This window comes from Microbacterium sp. NPDC090225 (assembly GCF_044772365.1).
In the GTDB taxonomy this organism is placed as follows: Bacteria; Actinomycetota; Actinomycetes; order Actinomycetales; family Microbacteriaceae; genus Microbacterium.
In genome coordinates, this window is record NZ_JBIVYS010000002.1 from 428320 (window position 1) to 446393 (window position 18074).

Below are 18074 nucleotides of genomic sequence, written 5' to 3' on the forward strand. Positions count from 1 at the left end.
CATCCCACCCTCCGGAGCATCCATGCCGATCGTGAGCCTGACCAACGTGTCGAAGGCCTATCCCTCCCGCGTGCCGGGAGACACCGAGATCATCGCCGTCGACGACGTGACCCTGTCGATCGAGAAGGGCGATGTGTTCGGCATCATCGGGTACTCGGGGGCCGGCAAGTCGACCCTCGTGCGCCTGATCAACGCCCTCGAGCCCGCCACGGGCGGCACGATCCTGGTGGACGGCGTCGACATCACCTCGCTCTCCGAGAGCGCACTGCGCAAGGTGCGCGGCGGTATCGGCATGATCTTCCAGCAGTTCAACCTGTTCTCCTCGCGCACGGTGCGCGCGAACGTGGCCTATCCGCTCAAGCTCGCGGGCTGGTCGAAGGCCGACATCGAGGCCCGGGTGACCGAGCTGCTCTCGTTCGTCGGGCTGTCGGACAAGGCCAAGGCGTACCCCGAGCAGCTCTCCGGCGGGCAGAAGCAGCGCGTCGGCATCGCCCGCGCCCTCGCCACGGGCCCTGCGATCCTGCTCGCCGACGAAGCGACGAGCGCGCTCGACCCGCAGACCACGCACGAGGTGCTCGATCTGCTCAAGCGCGTCAATCAGGAGCAGGGCGTCACGATCGTCGTCATCACCCACGAGATGGACGTGATCCAGACGATCGCCACGAAGGTCGCGGTCATGGAGAACGGGCGCGTGATTGAGCAGGGCGATGTCTTCGACGTCTTCTCCGCCCCGCAGAATCCGGCATCGCAGCGTTTCGTGGGCACGGTGGTCAAGGGCATCCCGTCGCCGGCCGAACTGTCGGTGCTGCGCGAGCGCCACCGCGGGCGCCTGGTCACCTTCTCGTTCCGCGACGGCGACTCGTCGCAGGCTCAGGTCTTCCTCGACCTCGCCGCTGCCGGCCTCGACTTCGAACTCGTCTACGGCGGCATCAACGACATCCGCGGACGCGCCTTCGGCCACCTGACCCTGGCGATCCGCGGCGAGAGCGCCGCGATCGATCGTGCCCTCGCGGCCATCGCCGAACGCGTCGAAGTGACCGAGATCGCCCGAGAGGAGGCCCGCTGATGGATCGTCTGCAGGAACTGATGCCCGAATTCTGGGCTGCCGCACTCGAGACGCTGTACATGACGTCGTTCGCGCTCGTCCTCGGCGGCGTGCTCGGACTCCTCATCGGCGTCATCCTCTACGTGACCCGCCCCGGCGGACTGCTGCCGAACCGTGCCGTGTCGATGCTGGCGAATCTCGCGGTGAACATCTTCCGCCCGATCCCGTTCGTCATCTTCATGGCCGTCGCGCAACCGTTCGCGCGCGTCGTGGTGGGCGTCGGTATCGGCACCACGGCCGGAGCCTTCATCATCGCCCTCGCCGCGTCGTTCGCGATCGGCCGCATCGTCGAGCAGCACCTCGTCTCGGTCTCGCCCGGGGTCATCGAGGCGGCGCGTGCGATGGGCGCCGGTCCCCTCCGCATCCTCTTCACCGTCGCGATCCCCGAGTCGCTGGGCCCGCTCATCCTCGGCTACACGTTCATCGTCGTCGCCCTCATCGACATGACCGCGATGGCTGGCCTGATCGGCGGCGGAGGCCTCGGAGCGTTCGCGCAGATCTACGGGTTCCGTCAGTTCGAGCCGGTCGTGATGTGGGCGGCGATCGCCCTCATCGTCGTGTTCGTGCATCTCGTGCAGATGCTGGGCACGCGCCTGGCGCGCAAGATCATGCGTCGCTGAGCGCGCCCGTCAGCCGCCTGCAGGGGTTGCCGCCGCGTCGTCGGCAGGAGCCTCCTGCAGGTGCCGACGCGTCGTGAACACGCGCTCGTCGCCCGAGAGCGGGTCGGTGAAGCTCAGCTCGCGCGCGAGCAGCTGCATGGGCCGGGCGAAGTCGTCTGGCGCCTCCGGGCGCAGCTCGGGATAGAACGGATCGTTCAGGATGCCGGCGCCCAGAGCCGCGAGATGCACCCGCAACTGGTGCATCTTGCCGCTGTGGGGGCGCAGCAGCGTGTGCACGACCCGGTCGTCGGCACGGATGAGCTCGATCAGCGTCTCCGAGTTCGGCTCGCGCTGGTCGTCGACCCGCACGCGCAGCTCGCCGCGGTGCTTGTCGATGTGGGTGCGGTACACGAGGGGGAGCGGATGCCCCGCCAGGGCCGGGTGCTCGGGATCCCAGCCCTCGGGGCGGGCAGACACCGCCTCGTAGGTCTTCTGCACTCGGCGGGTCTCGAAGAGCACCTGGTAGGCACCGCGCGTCGCGGGGCGCGCGGAGAACATCAGCAGGCCGGCCGTCGCACGATCGAGGCGATGGATCGGGGCGAGGTCGGGATTGTCGAAGAGGTTGCGCAGCCGCACCAGTGCGGAGTTCTGGAGGAACTTACCGCCGGGAGTCGTGGGGAGGAAGTGCGGCTTGTCGACCACGACGAGGTCGTCGTCGCGGTGGAGCACCTCGATGTCGAACGGGATGACGCTCTCGACCGGGGGCTCGCGGTAGTACCAGACGAACTCCACGCTCCCCAGGGGCGCATCGCGCGGGACCGCGCGGGCGTCGATGTCGACGATCTCACCGCGGTCGAAACGCACCCGCAGCAGCTCCGGCTCGATGTGGAAGAAGCGCTCCACCATGTAGTCGGCGATCGTCGGCCACGGACCGGTGAGCGGCACGTGCAGGCGCGTCGCGCCGACGCCGTCACGCACGGGCAGAGGGGAGGGCATGCCCATCAGCACACCCCGCTCACGCGTCGAAGCTCAGGCTCAGCTTGCGCAGCAGCCCGGCCAGCCGATCGCGATCGCCCCGTGAGAGAGCCTGCAGCAGGTCGGCCTCGACGTCGACGAGACGTGTGATCGCGGCATCCACCCGCATGCGCCCGTCGTCGGTCAGCGTGACCAGGATGCTCCGGCCATCGCCGGGATCGGCTTCGCGTCGCACCAGGCGACGGCCCACGAGGCGGTCGATGCGGTTGGTCATCGTGCCGCTCGACACGAGCGTCTGCTGCAGCAACTGCTTGGGGGAGAGCTGGAACGGCGCCCCCGCACGGCGCAGCGCCGAGAGCACGTCCCACTCCCAGGGCTCGAGGTCGCTGCGGCGGAAGACGTCGCGGCGCGCACGGTCGAGGTGACGCGAGAGCCGGTCCATGCGGGAGAGCACTTCGAGGGGCGAGAAGTCGAGGTCGGGGCGCTGGGTGTTCCACGCCCCGACGATCCGATCGACCTCGTCCGTTGCGCTCATCACTCCATTATCGCGCCCGAGGGCTCCGACTGCGTGTCGTCGCCGAGCTCCACGGTCATGAACGTGCTGTGCGGGTCGGGCTGGTAGTCGCCGAACGGGGCGCACTCCACGAAGCCGGCCCGCGCGTACAGCGCGTGCGCCGGGCGGAAGAACTCCGCGCTGCCGGTCTCGAGCGAGATCCGTCGGATGCCGCGGCGATGGGCGTCGGCGAGGAGGGCGTCGAGCATGGCCCGCCCCAGTCCCTCTCCTCGGCGGGCGGGCTCGGTGCGCATCGACTTGAGCTCCTCATGCCCCTCGGCGAGCGGAGCGAGCGCTCCCGTCGCGACGAGATCGTCGCCGTCCCGTGCCACGAACAGGCGCACGCCCGGGGCGAGGAGCCGATCGAGCGACAGCGCGTGCTGGCTCTCGGCCGGCGCGGTGCCGGCCATGTCGTCGTGGTGCGCGAGGAGGAACGCGGCGAGGCCGGGGGTGGGGCCCGCGACGCGGTCGATCAGGATGCTCATGGTCGAAGCATCCCAGAGCCGTGTTTCACGCCGATGTCGGCGTGGCAGAATGAGCGGGCGGCTTTCCTCGCGGAGGCCGCGGTCCGCCGTGGTGTAATGGCAGCACGACAGCCTTTGGAGCTGTGAGGTCTAGGTTCGAGTCCTGGCGGCGGAGCATGACGGAGAACAACCTCGCGATCGTCGTCCTCGCCGCAGGGCAGGGCACGCGCATGAAGTCCCGGCTGCCGAAGGTGCTGCACCCGATCGGCGGTCGCCCGCTCGTCGGCCACGTGCTCACGACCGCCGCCCGGCTCGGCGCCGCGCACGTCGAGGTCGTCGTGCGGCACGAGCGCGACCAGGTCGTCGCGGCCCTCGCGAAGGACTACCCGGACGCGGTGTTCATCGACCAGGACGACGTGCCGGGCACCGGCCGCGCCGTGCAGGTCGCGATCGACGCGCTCCCCGGCGACTTCACGGGCGACGTGCTCGTGCTGTCGGGAGACGTCCCCCTGCTGGAGGCCGACACGCTCAGCGCCCTCATCGAGGGCCACCGAGCCGCCGCCGCCGCCGCGACGCTGTTGAGCGCTCGTCTCGACGATCCCACCGGATACGGCCGCGTCATCCGCGACGCGGACGGCACCGTGCAGCGCATCGTCGAGCAGAAGGACGCAACGGCCGCCGAGGCCGCCGTCACGGAGATCAACGCCGGCGTCTACGTCTTCCGCGCCCCCGAACTGCGCAGTTTCCTCGCACAGGTCGGCCAGGACAACGCGCAGGGCGAGATGTACCTGACCACCGTGATCGAACTGCTGCGCGGTGCGCAGCACCGGGTCGCGGCCGAGATCGCGGTCGACACCGCATCGACGTTCGGCATCAACGACCGCATCCAGCTCGCCGAGGCGGGACGCGTGCTCAACGCCCGGATCGTGCGCCGCTGGCAGCGCGAGGGCGTTACGGTCGTCGACCCGGCCACGACGTGGATCGACGACGACGCGCAGCTCGCCCCGGACGTCACGATCCTCCCGAACACGCACATCCTGCGCGCCACGACGATCGCCGAGGGCGCGATCATCGGCCCGGACACGACCCTCGTCGACTGCGAGGTCGGCGAAGCCGCGATCGTGCGCCGCACCGATGCCACCCTCGCGGTGATCGGTGCCGAGGCGACCGTCGGCCCGTTCTCGTTCCTGCGCCCCGGCACGATCCTGGGCGCGAAGGGAAAGATCGGCGCCTACGTCGAGACGAAGAACGCCGAGATCGGCGAAGGCAGCAAGGTGCCGCATCTGTCGTACGTGGGAGACGCCACGATCGGCCGGGGAGTGAACCTCGGCGCGAGCACGATCACGGCCAACTACGACGACGTGAACAAGCATCGGACGGAGATCGGCGACGAGGTGCACACCGGGTCGCACACGGTGCTCGTCGCGCCCGTTAGGCTTGGTGCAGGCGCGAAGACCGGCGCCGGCGCGGTCGTCCGCAAGGATGTTCCGGCCGGTGCACTGGCCATGACCGTCGCACCCCAGCGCAACATCGAAGGCTGGGTCGAGAAGAACAGAGCAGGGACGGGTGCGGCGGATGCCGTGGCCCGAGAGCGAGCGGCGGAATAGGCAGGCCATGGCCCGGAAGAAGAAGACGGTCGATCTGGATCGCGACAACGGGGTAGCCCCCGGCATCATCGCGAAGACCAAGAAGCGGCTCGTCGTCGCGGGCGGGCGCTCGCACCCCGAGCTCACGGCGGCCGTCGCCGAGGCCCTCGGCACCGAGATCGCCCCGGTCGAGCACCGCACCTTCGCCTCCGGCGAGATCTACGCGCGCTTCGAGGTGTCCATCCGCGGCGTCGATCTCTTCCTCGTGCAGACCTTCGGCGAGCCGGTCAACGAGTGGCTCATGGAGACGCTCATCATGATCGACGCCGCCAAGCGCGCCTCGGCCAAGCGCATCACGGTCGTCGCCCCCTACTATCCGTATTCGCGTCAGGACAAGAAGGGCCGCGGTCGTGAGCCGATCAGCGCCCGTCTCGTCGCCGACCTGCTCAAGACCGCCGGCGCCGACCGCGTCATGAGCGTCGACCTGCATGCTGCCCAGATCCAGGGCTTCTTCGACGGTCCCGTCGACCACCTCTTCGCCAAGCCGGTGCTGCTCGAGTACTTCGAGCGCACGCTCTCGGCCGAGGACCGCGAGATCCTCACGGTCGTCTCTCCCGACATGGGCCGCGTGCGCGTCGCCGACACGTGGTCCGACAGCCTCGGCGCCCCGCTCGCGATCATCCACAAGCGTCGCGACCCGAAGGTCGCGAACCAGGTCTCCGTGCACGAGATCGTCGGCACGGTCGACGGCCGCACCTGCCTCCTCGTCGACGACATGATCGACACGGGTGGCACGATCGTCAAGGCCGCGCAGGCGCTCAAGGCGGCGGGCGCGCACCGCGTGATCGTCGCGGCGACGCACGCGATCTTCAGCGACCCGGCATCCGATCGTCTGCAGGACTCGTCGATCGACGAGGTCGTCATCACCGACACGATCCCGCTCACCGAGTCGCGTCGTTGGGACAAGCTGACCATCCTCCCGATCGCGCCGCTGCTCGCGCGCGCGATCCACGAGGTCTTCGAGGACGGCTCGGTCACGAGCATGTTCGGCGGCGACGCGTAGGCCCATAGCCTCCGCCTCGACACGGCACAGCGGGCACATAGCCACCCTTCCTACGCTCGGATCATCGACACCGCATTCGCGGAGGGTCGACGACACCGAGCCGGGAGGACCACCATGATCCGCACGACCGTACCGACTTCCGTCCGCAAGGGTTCCGCCCTCGTGGGCATCGCCGGACTCCTCGTCCTGGCCGGGTGCGCGACCACGCCCACCGATACCGGTGGGACGACCGACAGCACCTCCGGCGCGGACGGCACGACCGGCTCGGAGTCCTCCTCGGGCTCCGACGCGTCGTCGTCGTACGCCGACGGCACCTACACGGCGGAGGGGTCGTACCAGACCCCCGAGTCTGTCGAGACGATCTCGGTGACCCTCACCCTCGCCGATGGCGTCGTCACCGATGTCGAGGTGACCGGTGACCCGCAGGCCCGCGAGACGGAGCAGTACCAGGGCGCGTTCATCGACGGCATCTCCGAAGAGGTCGAGGGCAAGGCGCTCGACGACCTGAACGTCAGCCGCGTGGCCGGCTCCTCGCTGACCAGCGGTGGGTTCAACGCGGCCGTGGACGACATCAAGGAGCAGGCCGCAGCCTGACCCCCGACCTGGTGATCTGGCGATGGTGATCTGGCGATTCGAGGCGATCGGCACGCGCTGGGAGATCGAGTCGGCCGACGAGCTGTCGGCGGACTCCCGCGCCGCCGTCGATGCCGTGATCGAGCGCTTCGACCGGGAGTGGTCGCGGTTCCGCCCCGACTCCGATGTGACGCGTCTCGCGCGCGAGGGCGGCATGCTGGCGTCCAGCGACGCGGGCGCGATGCTCGATGCGTACCGAGAGTTGTCGGACGCGACCGCCGGAGCGGTCAATCCGCTCGTGGGCGAGAGCCTCGAAGCCCTCGGTTACGACGCCTCCTACTCGCTCACCGCCGGGAATCCGGTGATCGCCCCGGTCGACTGGACCCAGCGGCTGCGCTGGACGACGGGCACCGCCGCCGTCGCCCATCCCGCACTGATCGACGTCGGTGCGCTCGGCAAGGGGCGACTCGTCGACCTCGTGCGCGATGCGTTGAGCGACGTGCCGGGCGACCTGATCGTCGACGCCGGCGGCGACCTCGCGGTGCGCGGTGCCGGCGCGGATGGGTCCGGGGCGGATGGGCCCGGCGTGCGCATCGGCCTGGAGCATCCGTTCGATCCGTCGCGGGCGATCGGCGTCGCCACGATCCGTGACCAGGCTCTGTGCGCCTCGGCCATCAACCGCCGGGCCTGGGGCGACGGACTGCACCACGTGCTCGACGCCCGCACCGGCATGCCGGTGCGCACCTGGGCGGCGACGTGGGCGATCGCGCCCGACGCCATGACTGCGGATGCCGTCGCCACCGCGCTCTTCTTCGACGGCGGCCCCGAGCTCGCCGCCCGCTGGGGCGTCGAGTGGGTGCGCATGAGCACCGACGGCCGCGCGCAGCGCTCACCCGGATGCCCCGTCGAGATCTTCACCCCCACCCCCACCCGTTCGCCCCGATAGGGAAGAGTCGAGCTCATGAACCGTTCCTTCACCGCCGCCCGGCAGCGCGTCCTGGCACTGCTGGGGGCTCTGTCGATGTATCGACTGGTGCTGTTCGCGCTCGTCGCCCTCGCCGTCATCGCGCTCGGCCTGTCGGCGCTCGGAATCATCGTCTCGCCCACCCCGATCGAGATTCTGGTGTCCTTCCTCGTGCTCGCCGTCGTGATCTCGGGCGTGGATGCGCTGGTGCAGCGGTTGCTCCGCCTGCCGTGGCGCATCGAGTCGTCGCTCGTGACCGCGCTGATCCTGCTCTTCGTCCTGCGCCCGGGCGTCGAGGTGCAGGCGATCCTCGGTCTCGCCATCGCGGGCGCCGTGGCGAGCCTGTCGAAGTACCTGATCGCCTGGCGCGGACGCCACATCCTCAATCCCGCCGCCTTCGGCGCCGCCGTCGTCTCGATCGTCGGATCGTTCGGCGCGTTCTCGTGGCTCGGCACCTCGGCGTCGTGGTGGGTCGGCACCCCGTCGCTCACGATCCCGGTCGTGCTGCTCGGCCTCGCCGTGCTGTGGCGCACCGAGAAGGTGCGAATCGTGCTGCTGTTCCTCGTGATCGCTCTGGCCACCTCGGTGCTGCGCCAGTTCGTGCAGGCGCAGCAGGCCGGCCTCGATGCCGATCTCGGCACCGCGTTCTCGTTCGCGCTGCTGCAGTCGCCGTTCCTCTTCCTCGGGGCGTTCATGCTCTCCGAGCCGCTGACACTGCCGCCGCGTCGTTGGCAGCAGTTCGCGGTCGCGGCGGTCGTGGGCGTGCTGGCCGGCTGGCCGATCTCGGTCGCCGGACTCTTCACGCTCGGCCAGGAACGGGCACTCCTCATCGGCAACCTCGTGGCCTTCGCGTTCGCGGTGCGCGGTTCGGTGCGCCTGGTGCTCGAGAAGCGCCGGTTCGTCACGCCGACCGCGCAGGAGCTGACATTCCGCGCGAAGGGCAAGGTGTCGTTCCTGCCCGGGCAGTACCTCGAGCTCGACGTGCCGCATCACCGCCCCGACGCGCGGGGCACGCGCCGCGAGTTCAGCATCGTCTCCTCTCCGGCCGACCTCCCGACGCTGCGCATCGCCTACAAGAACGGTGACCAGCAGCATCCGTCGTCGTACAAGCGCGCCCTCGCTGCCGCCGAACCGGGCACGACGCTCGCCGTCACCGGCACCTGGGGCGATTTCCTGCTCCCTCGCGGAGAGGGCCCCGTGCTGATGGTGGCCGCCGGAATCGGCGTCACGCCGTTCGTCTCGCAGCTCCGGCAGCTGCAGGCGCAGGGGATCGAGCGCGACATCGTGCTCGTGTACGTCGCGGCGGAGGCCGCCGAGCTCGCGTTCCGCGACGAGCTCGCCGCGATGGGTGCGCGTGTGGTCGTCTTCACCCGCGACCAGCCGCAGGACCTCCCGCCGCACTGGACCTGGGCGCACGGCATCCGTCTCGACGCCGACGGCCTCGACCGCTTCGTGCCCGACATCGCCGACCGCCATGCGTTCATCTCGGGTCCGCCCCGCCTGATCGCCGACCTCGCGCCCGCCCTGCAGCGCGCCCGCGCCCTCACGACCGACGCCTTCGCCGGATACTGACCCGCGCCGGTGCGGCCGACTGCAGGGAGGCCTGTGTCTGCAGGGAGGAATGACACGTGCAGGGAGAATGAGCGGTTTTCTCCCTGCACGTGTGTTTCCTCCCTGCACGCGGCGGGGTCTCGGGCGTCCGGTCCGTGGCCCTTCGCGCCTCATCGCGTACCGCCCGCTCGCACGAGCGCGCTCACGATCGCGGCGGACACCACGGGCCAGTCGTGCACGATCAGCGCGTAGTCGAAGCGCAGGGACTCGTAGCCGAGCGCGGATGCCGCAGCGTCACGGCGCAAGTCACGGTGCCGCGCGGCACGGCCATCGTGATGCTCGGCGCCGTCCGCTTCGAGGATCAGCCGGCCCCCGATCACGAAGTCGACCCTGCCGACGCCGGTAATGGATATCTGGCACTCCAATCGGATGCCGAGGATGTGGAGTCGAAGGCGCAGGAGGGACTCCAGGCCGCTGTCGGCATCGCTCCGAGCCAGGTCGACCAGCCATCGCGCGGACGCGGGGAGTCTCGATCGCAGGCGGGCGAGCGAGGTGACCTTGCGCTGACGAAGGGCGGACTCGAGCGATGTGAAGAAAGCCTCGTCGCCGCGGCAACGGTAAAGATGCAGCAGGACTTCGTCGACCGGAGCGCCGAAGACGGTCGCACCGGCGTGCCAGTGGCTCACGCATTCGCACGTGACGTGATGGACTCGGCCTTTCGCGCCGAGCCAGACGTGGAGCCCAGGATCGTCGTCGAGACACCACACACCGTGCATCCGTGGTGCTGCGGTACAGGTCACGGCGCCGCCGTGCGCGGCGGCGGTCACGATGGCGGACGGCGTCTGGGGCGTCGCGAAGACGCCCTGACGAACGCGCGTCGATCCGCCATGATCCCCGCACGTGCAGGGAGAGTGACCCGGAACCACCTGCAGGGTAATTTCACACGTGCAGGGAGAGAACGCCCGTTTCTCCCTGCACGTGTCGTCCGCCCCTGCGCGTGGCAGGGCACGAGCGGCCCCGCCGCCCGCCACCCGACCTCTACGCCTCGCTCGCCTCCGACGGCTTACCCGCCGACGGCTCACCCTCGGCCCCCGCGCTCGCGGGGTTCCGGGGCAGGCGCACCGTGAACGTCGTGTCTCCGGGCTCGCTGGCGACGGAGAGGAAGCCGCCGTGCCCCTCGACGATGGCCTTCGCGATCGCCAGCCCCAGACCGGTGCCACCCGTCTGGCGGGCGCGCGAGCTGTCTCCCCGCGCGAAACGGGCGAAGAGCTCGTCGCGCACGACCGGGTCGATGCCGGGACCGTCGTCGTGCACGCGCAGCACCGCCTCGTCGTCCTCTTGCGCGACCGACAGCGTGATCGTCGTACCGGCGGGGGTGTGCGTGCGCGCGTTGGCGAGCAGGTTCGCGACCACCTGGTGCATGCGTCCGCTGTCGCCGACGATGACCACGGGTTCGTCGGGGGCCTCGATGCTCCAGTGATGCTCGACCGCGGTCGGCCGCGCATCCGCCAGGCTCTCGAGCGCCAACTGCGTGAGGTCGACGGTGCCGTAGACGAGCTCGCGCCCCTCGTCGAGGCGTGCCAGCAGCAGCAGGTCCTCGACCAGACGCGTCATCCGCAGCGACTGCGCCTGGATGCGCTCCAGTGACGTGGTCGTGCCCTCGATCGCCTCGGGCCCATGCGCCTGCCCGAGCGCCCGCAGCGAGAGCTCGGAGTAACCGCGGATCGACGCGAGGGGAGTGCGGAGCTCATGGCTGGCGTCGGCGACGAAGCGTCGCATCCGCTCCTCGTTCTTCTGGCGCGCGGCGAGCGAGGTGTCGACATGATCGAGCAGCTTGTTCAACGATGCGCCGACGAGCCCCGCCTCGGTGCGCGGATCGGCCTGAGATGCGGGGATCCGCTCGGTGATCGACACCTCGCCGCGGTCGAGGGGCTGGTTGGCCACGCGGGTCGCGGTCGCGGCGACGGCACGGAGCGGGCGGAGTCCCACCCGGATCGTGATCGCCGTGGTGAGGGCAAGCAGGATGAGGCCGCCGATGGTCGCGAGCGCGATCACGGTGAGCAGCGCGGTGAGCTGATTCTGGATCGCCTCGCGGGGGAGGCCCGTCACGACGACGACGCCCGAGGGGCCCGTGGATGCGGTCACCCGGTAAGAGCCGAGGCCCTCGATCGTGACGTTGGCGACGTGCTGGCCGTTCAGGGCATCCGCGAGCTGCACGAGCTGCGCCGACGTGAGCGTATCCGTCCCGCCCTCGAAATCCTCCGTGGAGCTCGGCACCACGACGCCGTCGATTCCCGTCGCCGGGTTCTGGATGGCCACGAGGAGCCCGGGTTCGCCGCCACCGCGCCCGATGATGTTCTGGGCGGTCACGAGGTCGGGAGAGACCTGCTTGATGATCCGCGACACCGAATCCGCGTAGCCGTAGATCCTCTCGTCGAGCTGTCGTTCGAGAGTGCTCCCCAGCGTCGCACTGGTGATCACGGCCACGATCACGAGGATGAGCGACACGAACCCGATGACGGCGGTCATCAGCCGCGTCTGCAGGCTCATCGGCCGACGCGTCATCCTCGTCTGGCTCACTGCGGGGCCTTGATCATGTAGCCGACGCCGCGCACGGTGTGCAGCAGGGGAGTGCGTCCGGCGTCGATCTTCTTGCGCAGGTACGAGATGTAGAGCTCGACCACCGAGGATTTGCCGCCGAAGTCGTAGCTCCACACGCGGTCGAGGATCTGCGCCTTCGAGAGCACGCGTCGCTCGTTCCGCATGAGGTACCGCAGCAGCTCGAACTCGGTCGCGGTGAGCTCGATCTCGGTGCCGTCGCGCACGACCTCGTGGCTGTCCTCGTTGAGGGTGAGATCGGCGACCCGCAGGATCGACTGTCCGTCATCGGCCATCGCGTGGCCGGTACGGCGGATGATCGCGCGCAGACGGGCGATCACCTCTTCGAGACTGAAGGGCTTCGTGACGTAGTCGTCGCCGCCGGCGGTGAGGCCCGCGACGCGATCGCCGACGGCATCCTTCGCCGTGAGGAAGAGCACGGGGACCAGGCTCCCGGATTCGCGCAGGCGCCGCAGCACGGCCATCCCGTCGAGGTCGGGCATCATGATGTCGAGCACGAGGGCGTCCGGCTCGAACTCGCGGGCGACCTGGAGCGCCTCCATGCCGGATGACGCGGTGCGCACCTCCCACCCCTCCATGCGCAGGGCCATCGCGAGCAGGTCGGTGAGCATCTGCTCGTCGTCCACCGCGAGGATGCGCAGCGGGGTGCCGTCGGGGCGGCGCAGGTCGGGGAGATCACTGGTCATGCATCCATTCTGCGGAACCTCCTATGGGGTTTCTATGGAACCCGCTATGCATAGCCTGTGAAGACCGGATGCCGTCATCCCCGGCTTCCGTCATCCCCGCCCTGCCATCCATAGCCTCTTCATCACCTCGCCCTCGAATCCGCATAGACCGCGTTCCTAACGTCGTCTCTGGCACCGCGACCTCCGCGGCAGAAGGAGAGAGATGTACGGAACATATCTGCGGCGCGAACTCGCGGGCCGCAAGAAGCAGACGACGATCGTCGCGATCGGCCTCGCGATCGCGATCGGCCTCGTGATCATCGTGAACGCCCTCACCGCGGGCGTGCGGGACGCGCAGGCGCAGGCCCTCGAGTCCGTGTACGGCGTCGGCACCGACCTGACCGTCACCGGGGCGGCGGCCGAACCGGGGGAGGGCGGAGGCCCGCGCTTCGAGTTCGACGCCGACTCCGGCGAGACCGAGGGCGACACGACCACCCTCAACCAGTCCACGCTGAGCACCGACTTCATGCGCGGCACGCTGGAGGCCTCGGTGCTCGACACGGTCACGTCGACCGAGGGCGTCTCGGCCGCGACGGGCGCGTTGAGCCTGACCAACTCCACCTTCTCGGGCGAACTCCCGAGCGGCGGGTTCGGGCAGCAGGACGGCACGACGCAGGGCGAGCAGGGGCAGATGCCCGCCGAGGGGCAGGCCCCTCCGCAGGGTGGTTCCGACGGCGCGGGTGGCGGCGCGTTCGGCGTCGACTCCTTCACGGTGCTCGGCATCGACCCGGCGGCCACGGCGATCGGACCGCTCGCCTCGGTCGAGGTCAGCGACGGACGCGCGCTCGACGCCGACGACAGCGGAGCGCTCGTCGCCCTCGTCGACAGCACGTACGCGACCACGAACGACATCGCGGTCGGCGACACGATCGACGTCGCGGGTTCCGATGTCGAGGTGGTCGGCATCCTCACCTCCACCTCGGATGCCGCCGACACCGCGGCGAACGTCTACCTGCCCCTCGACACGGCGCAAGACCTCTCGGGCGCCGGCGACGTGATCTCCACCGTCTACGTGCAGGCCGATTCGGCGTCGTCGATCGACGCCGTGCAGGCGGCGCTGACCGACGAGCTGCCCGATGCGACCGTCACTTCGCAGGCCGAACTCGCATCGAGCGTCTCGGGCTCGCTGTCGAGCGCGACGTCGCTCATCACCAACCTCGGCACGTGGCTCTCGATCATCGTGCTGGCGGTCGCCGTGCTGCTGTCGGTCCTGCTGACCCTCTCGGGCGTCGGACGCCGCACGCGGGAGTTCGGCACCCTGAAGGCGATCGGCTGGTCGAACGGCCGCGTCGTGCGCCAGGTGGCCGGGGAATCCATGGTGCAGGGACTCATCGGTGGAGCGGTCGGCCTCGTGATCGGCATCGCCGGGATCGTCGTGATCAACATCATCCGGCCGACCGTTGCCGCAGGATCCGCCGCCACCGAGGGTGCGCAGGGCGGCCCCGGCGGCATGGGCGGACCGACGGGTGGCGGAGGGATGTTCCAGACCACCCAGGCGGCCGACATCGTGCTGCAGGCCCCCTTCACCCCGTGGGTGCTCGTCGCCGCGGTCGGCCTCGCGGTGCTCGGCGGCCTCGTCGCCGGAGCCTTCGGGGGCTGGCGCGCCGCCCGCCTCAGCCCGGCCGAGGCTCTGCGGTCGGTCGCGTGATCGCGCCGCCCTCGACACCCACGACAGACCAGGAGAAGAAGATGACCATCACCGACACCACCGCCACCGCTTCGGAGACGGATGCCGCGGCTCCGCTGTACCGCGCCACCGGCGTCACGCGCACCTACGCCCAGAAGGGGCGGACGGTGAAGGCGCTGACCGGCGTCGACCTCGAGATCGGCACGGGCGAGTTCGTCACGATCCAGGGGCCGACCGGCGGGGGCAAATCCACCCTGCTGCAGTTGCTCGGGGCGCTCGACCGCCCGTCGTCCGGCTCCCTGACCCTCGGAGGCACCGAGCTCGCCTCGGCCTCGTCGAAGGAGCTCAGCCGCATCCGCGCCGAGGAGATCGGGTTCGTGTTCCAGGGATTCAACCTGATCCCCACGCTCACGGCCGCCGAGAACGTCGACATGGCGCTCGAACCTACCTCCCTCGACAAGGCCGAGCGGCGCCGCCGCGTGACCGAGGCGCTCGAACACGTGGGGCTCGCCGACCGCGGCGATCACCTGCCCACCGAGCTCTCCGGGGGTCAGCAGCAGCGGGTCGCGATCGCGCGGGCGATCGTCAAGCGCCCGCGCGTGCTGCTGGCCGATGAGCCGACGGGAAACCTCGACGAGAGCATGCGCGATGAGATCCTCGCGCTGCTCGAAGGGCTCTGCGCCGAGGGCATCACGATGATCGTCGTGACGCACGACTCGGCCGTCGCCCGCCGCGCCACCCGGCGCCTGCGGCTCACGAAGGGAACTGTGCAGGACATCACGAAGTAGCGCTGATGCAGAAGGGCCCCGGCGTGATGCCGGGGCCCTTCGTGTGAGTCAGCGCGAGGTCAGTGGGTGTCCTCTGCCTCGATCTCGGTGCGGTCGCCCGACCACTGCGTGTGGAAGGTGCCTTCCTTGTCGATGCGCTTGTAGGTGTGGGCGCCGAAGAAGTCGCGCTGCCCCTGCACGAGGGCGGCGGGCAGGCGGTCGGCGCGGATGCCGTCGTAGTACGACAGTGACGACGAGAACGCCGGAGCCGGGATGCCGGCCTGTGCGGCGGTCACGACGACGCGACGCCAGGCGGCCTGGCCGCGGGTGAGCGCCTCGGCGAAGTACGGTGCGGTCATGAGCACCGGGAGCTCGGGGGTCTCGGCGTAGGCGTCGGCGATGCGGTTCAGGAACTGCGCGCGGATGATGCAGCCGCCGCGCCAGATCTTCGAGATCGCCCCGAGGTCGATGTTCCAGCTGTACTCGGCGGCGCCGGCACGGATCTCGTCGAAGCCCTGCGAGTACGCGACGATCTTCGACGCGTAGAGCGCGAGGCGCACGTCCTCGATGAACTGCTCGGTGTTCTCGGCCGAGACGGTGAATTCCTCGTCGGGGCCCGGGAGGGCGCCGGCGACCGCGCGCTGCTCGGGGTGCGACGAGAGCGAACGGGCGAAGGTCGCCTCGGCGATGCCCGAGACGGGAACGCCGAGCGAGAGGGCCGTCTGCACGGTCCATGCCCCGGTGCCCTTGGCGCCGGCCTGGTCGAGGATGACGTCGACGAGGGGCTTGCCGGTCTCGGCGTCGACCTGGCGGAGCACCTCGGCGGTGATCTCGATCAGGTACGACTCGAGCTCGCCCTTGTTCCACTCGGCGAAGATGTCGGCGATCTCGGAGGGGCTCTTGCCCGTGCCGCGACGGATGAGGTCGTAGGCCTCGGCGATGAGCTGCATGTCGGCGTACTCGATGCCGTTGTGCACCATCTTGACGAAGTGACCGGCGCCGTCGTGGCCGACGTGCGTCACGCAGGGCTCGCCCTCGGCGATCGCCGCGATGGACTTCAGGATCGGGCCGAGGGTGACCCACGACTCGTCCGAGCCGCCGGGCATGATCGAGGGGCCGGTGAGGGCGCCCTCCTCGCCACCGGAGATGCCGGCGCCGACGAAGTTGATGCCGGTCTCGCGCACCGCCTTCTCGCGACGGATCGTGTCGGGGAAGTACGCGTTGCCGCCGTCGACGATGATGTCGCCGGGCTCGAAGACCTCGACGAGCGAGTCGATCACGGCATCCGTCGGTCCGCCGGCCTTGACCATGATGATCGCAGTGCGCGGCTTCTGCAGCGAGTCGGCGAACTCCCGGTAGGACTGCGCCGGGATGAAACCGGCCTCGGGGTGCGCATCGAGAAGGCTCTGGGTCTTCTCGTAGCTGCGGTTGAAGATCGCCACCGTGTTGCCCTCGCGGCTGGCGAGGTTGCGGGCGAGGTTCGACCCCATGACGGCGAGTCCGACGACTCCGATGTTGGCTGATGCTTCGGGCACAGAAGGCTCCTCGATCGTGAAGAAGGGTTGTTCTCAGCGTATCGCTGTCACCGGGGGCCCGTGCGCGTGTGTCTCGGTTTGCGTCGGCGGCCGGGCGGACCCCCGTCTGCGGGCCTCTACGCTGGATGCAGACGGCGTCTTCGAGGAGGAATCAGCGTGGTGCACAGCGGAACCAGACTGCGAGCGGTGGTAACGGTGCCGTTGCCCGAGGAGCAGTGCCGACTGATCGAAGAACTCGAGCCCCGGTTGGAGGTCGTGCGCGACCATTCACTCGTGCATCCCGCACGCTGGCCGGCCGATTGGTCGGGGGACCCCGACCACGTCCGCACCGCCGAGCAGCAGGCGTCGTTCGACGCGATGGTCGACTCCGCCGATGTCCTCTTCGGCATCCCCGACGTGGACGCGGAGGCCCTCGCCCGCACCGTGCGTGCGAATCCTGCCCTGCGCTGGGTGATGACGACGGCCGCGGGCGGAGGATCGTCGGTCAAGGCGGCGGGTCTCGACCGCGCCGAGCTCGATCGCGTCGTCTTCACGACGAGCGCGGGCGTCCACGGCGGTACGCTCGCCGAGTTCTCGGTCTTCGCGGTGCTCGCCGGGGCGAAGGGACTTCCGAGGCTCCTCGACGACCAGCGCACCCGCACCTGGCCGGACCGCTGGCAGATGCGGCAGCTCGACGAGATGACCGTGCTGGTCGTCGGTCTCGGCGGTATCGGCGCGGAGTGCGCGCGCCGCTTCCACGCGCTCGGCGCCACGGTGTGGGGCACGACCCGTTCGGGGGAGCCGGTGGAGGGCGTCGACCGTCTGATCCCGCTCTCCGAGCTGACGGATGCCGTGGCCCACGTCGACGCGATCGTCGTGACTCTGCCGGGCACCGAGCAGACCCACCATCTGATCGGCGCCGACGTGCTCGCCGCCGTCAAGTCCGGCGTGATCCTCACCAACGTCGGTCGCGGAACGGTCGTCGACGAGGCCGCGCTCCTGCCCGCTCTCGACGACGGGCGCGTGGCGTTCGCCGGCCTCGACGTGTTCGAGCAGGAGCCCCTCGCCGAACAGTCGCCGCTGTGGAGCCACCCCCGCGTGCTCGTGAGCCCGCACACCGCGGCGATCAACGCGAACGAGGAGGAGCGCATCGCGCGCCGCTTCGCCGACAACGCCTCCCGTCTGCTCGACGGTCGACCGCTGCGCGCGGTCGTCGACACCGTCGAGTTCTACTGAGCGGGATTCTCTTGAGCGCGTTCGACGGAGGAGGAGTCCGATGACCGTGCGAATCATCGTGATGGGGCCGAGCGGCTACGGCACGTCGACCGTGGGCCTGGCGCTCGCCGCGGGCCCTCGAGGCGGATGACCGCATCGTCATCCCGTGCTCGG

At 69.9% G+C, this 18074-nt stretch carries 17 protein-coding genes and 1 tRNA gene; 11 read left to right on the forward strand and 7 right to left on the reverse strand.

The genetic code is table 11. The features are described from left to right. The first annotated feature begins 22 nt into the window (after positions 1-22). Together ACIQTT_RS15970 and ACIQTT_RS15975 are read left to right on the forward strand one after the other, a co-directional pair. Entirely contained in the window at positions 23-1066 is a 1044-nt protein-coding gene (locus ACIQTT_RS15970; RefSeq protein ID WP_402792249.1) for a methionine ABC transporter ATP-binding protein, read from the forward strand. Further along, positions 1066-1725, forward strand: coding sequence for a methionine ABC transporter permease (locus tag ACIQTT_RS15975; protein WP_247624862.1), 660 nt, complete (start codon positions 1066-1068; stop codon positions 1723-1725). Before ACIQTT_RS15970 ends, ACIQTT_RS15975 begins: the two co-directional genes overlap by 1 nt. A gap of 9 nt (positions 1726-1734) precedes the next feature. On the opposite strand, the gene ACIQTT_RS15980 is transcribed toward ACIQTT_RS15975, so the two are convergent. Genes ACIQTT_RS15980 through ACIQTT_RS15990 form a run of 3 tightly spaced genes read right to left on the reverse strand, consistent with a single transcriptional unit; the run spans position 1735 to position 3717 of the window. After that, complete coding sequence (locus tag ACIQTT_RS15980) at positions 1735-2700, reverse strand: pseudouridine synthase (protein ID WP_402792252.1); 966 nt, start codon at positions 2698-2700, stop codon at positions 1735-1737. A 19-nt stretch (positions 2701-2719) separates the two neighbouring features. Further along, positions 2720-3214 (reverse strand): MarR family winged helix-turn-helix transcriptional regulator, encoded by a 495-nt coding sequence (locus tag ACIQTT_RS15985; protein ID WP_402792255.1) that lies wholly within the window; start codon positions 3212-3214, stop codon positions 2720-2722. Continuing rightward, positions 3214-3717 carry a GNAT family N-acetyltransferase gene (locus ACIQTT_RS15990; RefSeq protein WP_402792258.1) on the reverse strand — a complete coding sequence of 168 codons (504 nt, stop codon included), beginning with the start codon at positions 3715-3717 and terminating at the stop codon, positions 3214-3216. The genes ACIQTT_RS15985 and ACIQTT_RS15990 overlap by 1 nt, the downstream gene beginning before the upstream one ends. An 82-nt stretch (positions 3718-3799) precedes the next feature. On the opposite strand from ACIQTT_RS15990, the gene ACIQTT_RS15995 reads away from it, so the two are divergent. From ACIQTT_RS15995 to ACIQTT_RS16020, 6 genes are all read left to right on the forward strand, one after another. Next, positions 3800-3871, forward strand: a tRNA-Gln gene (locus ACIQTT_RS15995). Position 3872: 1 nt separating this feature from the next. Further along, positions 3873-5303: a bifunctional UDP-N-acetylglucosamine diphosphorylase/glucosamine-1-phosphate N-acetyltransferase GlmU gene (glmU, locus tag ACIQTT_RS16000; RefSeq protein WP_402792261.1), complete on the forward strand. Its 1431-nt coding sequence runs from the start codon at positions 3873-3875 to the stop codon at positions 5301-5303. Between the two features lie 7 nt (positions 5304-5310). Further along, a complete protein-coding gene (locus ACIQTT_RS16005) occupies positions 5311-6345 on the forward strand; it encodes a ribose-phosphate diphosphokinase (RefSeq protein WP_402792263.1) in 1035 nt (344 codons plus the stop codon). Positions 6346-6459: 114 nt separating this feature from the next. After that, on the forward strand, positions 6460-6939 hold the full coding sequence (locus ACIQTT_RS16010) for an FMN-binding protein (RefSeq protein ID WP_402792266.1): 480 nt from the start codon (positions 6460-6462) through the stop codon (positions 6937-6939). Positions 6940-6961: 22 nt separating this feature from the next. Continuing rightward, a complete protein-coding gene (locus tag ACIQTT_RS16015) occupies positions 6962-7864 on the forward strand; it encodes an FAD:protein FMN transferase (protein WP_402792269.1) in 903 nt (300 codons plus the stop codon). 15 nt (positions 7865-7879) lie between these two features. Continuing rightward, a complete protein-coding gene (locus ACIQTT_RS16020) occupies positions 7880-9454 on the forward strand; it encodes an FAD-dependent oxidoreductase (RefSeq protein ID WP_402792272.1) in 1575 nt (524 codons plus the stop codon). Positions 9455-9603: 149 nt separating this feature from the next. On the opposite strand, the gene ACIQTT_RS16025 is transcribed toward ACIQTT_RS16020, so the two are convergent. The 3 genes from ACIQTT_RS16025 to ACIQTT_RS16035 all read right to left on the reverse strand — a co-directional run bounded on the left by ACIQTT_RS16025 (position 9604) and on the right by ACIQTT_RS16035 (position 12738). Continuing rightward, entirely contained in the window at positions 9604-10119 is a 516-nt protein-coding gene (locus ACIQTT_RS16025) for an endonuclease domain-containing protein (protein ID WP_402792274.1), read from the reverse strand. A gap of 352 nt (positions 10120-10471) precedes the next feature. Continuing rightward, positions 10472-11983, reverse strand: coding sequence for a sensor histidine kinase (locus ACIQTT_RS16030; RefSeq protein ID WP_402792276.1), 1512 nt, complete (start codon positions 11981-11983; stop codon positions 10472-10474). A gap of 26 nt (positions 11984-12009) precedes the next feature. Next, positions 12010-12738 (reverse strand): response regulator transcription factor, encoded by a 729-nt coding sequence (locus ACIQTT_RS16035; RefSeq protein ID WP_247624850.1) that lies wholly within the window; start codon positions 12736-12738, stop codon positions 12010-12012. Positions 12739-12940: 202 nt separating this feature from the next. Between ACIQTT_RS16035 and ACIQTT_RS16040 the strand changes: the two genes are divergently transcribed. After that, a complete protein-coding gene (locus ACIQTT_RS16040) occupies positions 12941-14425 on the forward strand; it encodes an ABC transporter permease (RefSeq protein WP_402792279.1) in 1485 nt (494 codons plus the stop codon). A 41-nt stretch (positions 14426-14466) separates the two neighbouring features. Continuing rightward, complete coding sequence (locus ACIQTT_RS16045) at positions 14467-15192, forward strand: ABC transporter ATP-binding protein (protein ID WP_402792282.1); 726 nt, start codon at positions 14467-14469, stop codon at positions 15190-15192. Positions 15193-15251: 59 nt separating this feature from the next. On the opposite strand, the gene gndA is transcribed toward ACIQTT_RS16045, so the two are convergent. Then, positions 15252-16706: an NADP-dependent phosphogluconate dehydrogenase gene (gene gndA, locus ACIQTT_RS16050; protein ID WP_402792285.1), complete on the reverse strand. Its 1455-nt coding sequence runs from the start codon at positions 16704-16706 to the stop codon at positions 15252-15254. 186 nt (positions 16707-16892) lie between these two features. On the opposite strand from gndA, the gene ACIQTT_RS16055 reads away from it, so the two are divergent. Continuing rightward, complete coding sequence (locus tag ACIQTT_RS16055) at positions 16893-17921, forward strand: D-2-hydroxyacid dehydrogenase (RefSeq protein ID WP_402792288.1); 1029 nt, start codon at positions 16893-16895, stop codon at positions 17919-17921. Positions 17922-18074: the final 153 nt, after the last annotated feature.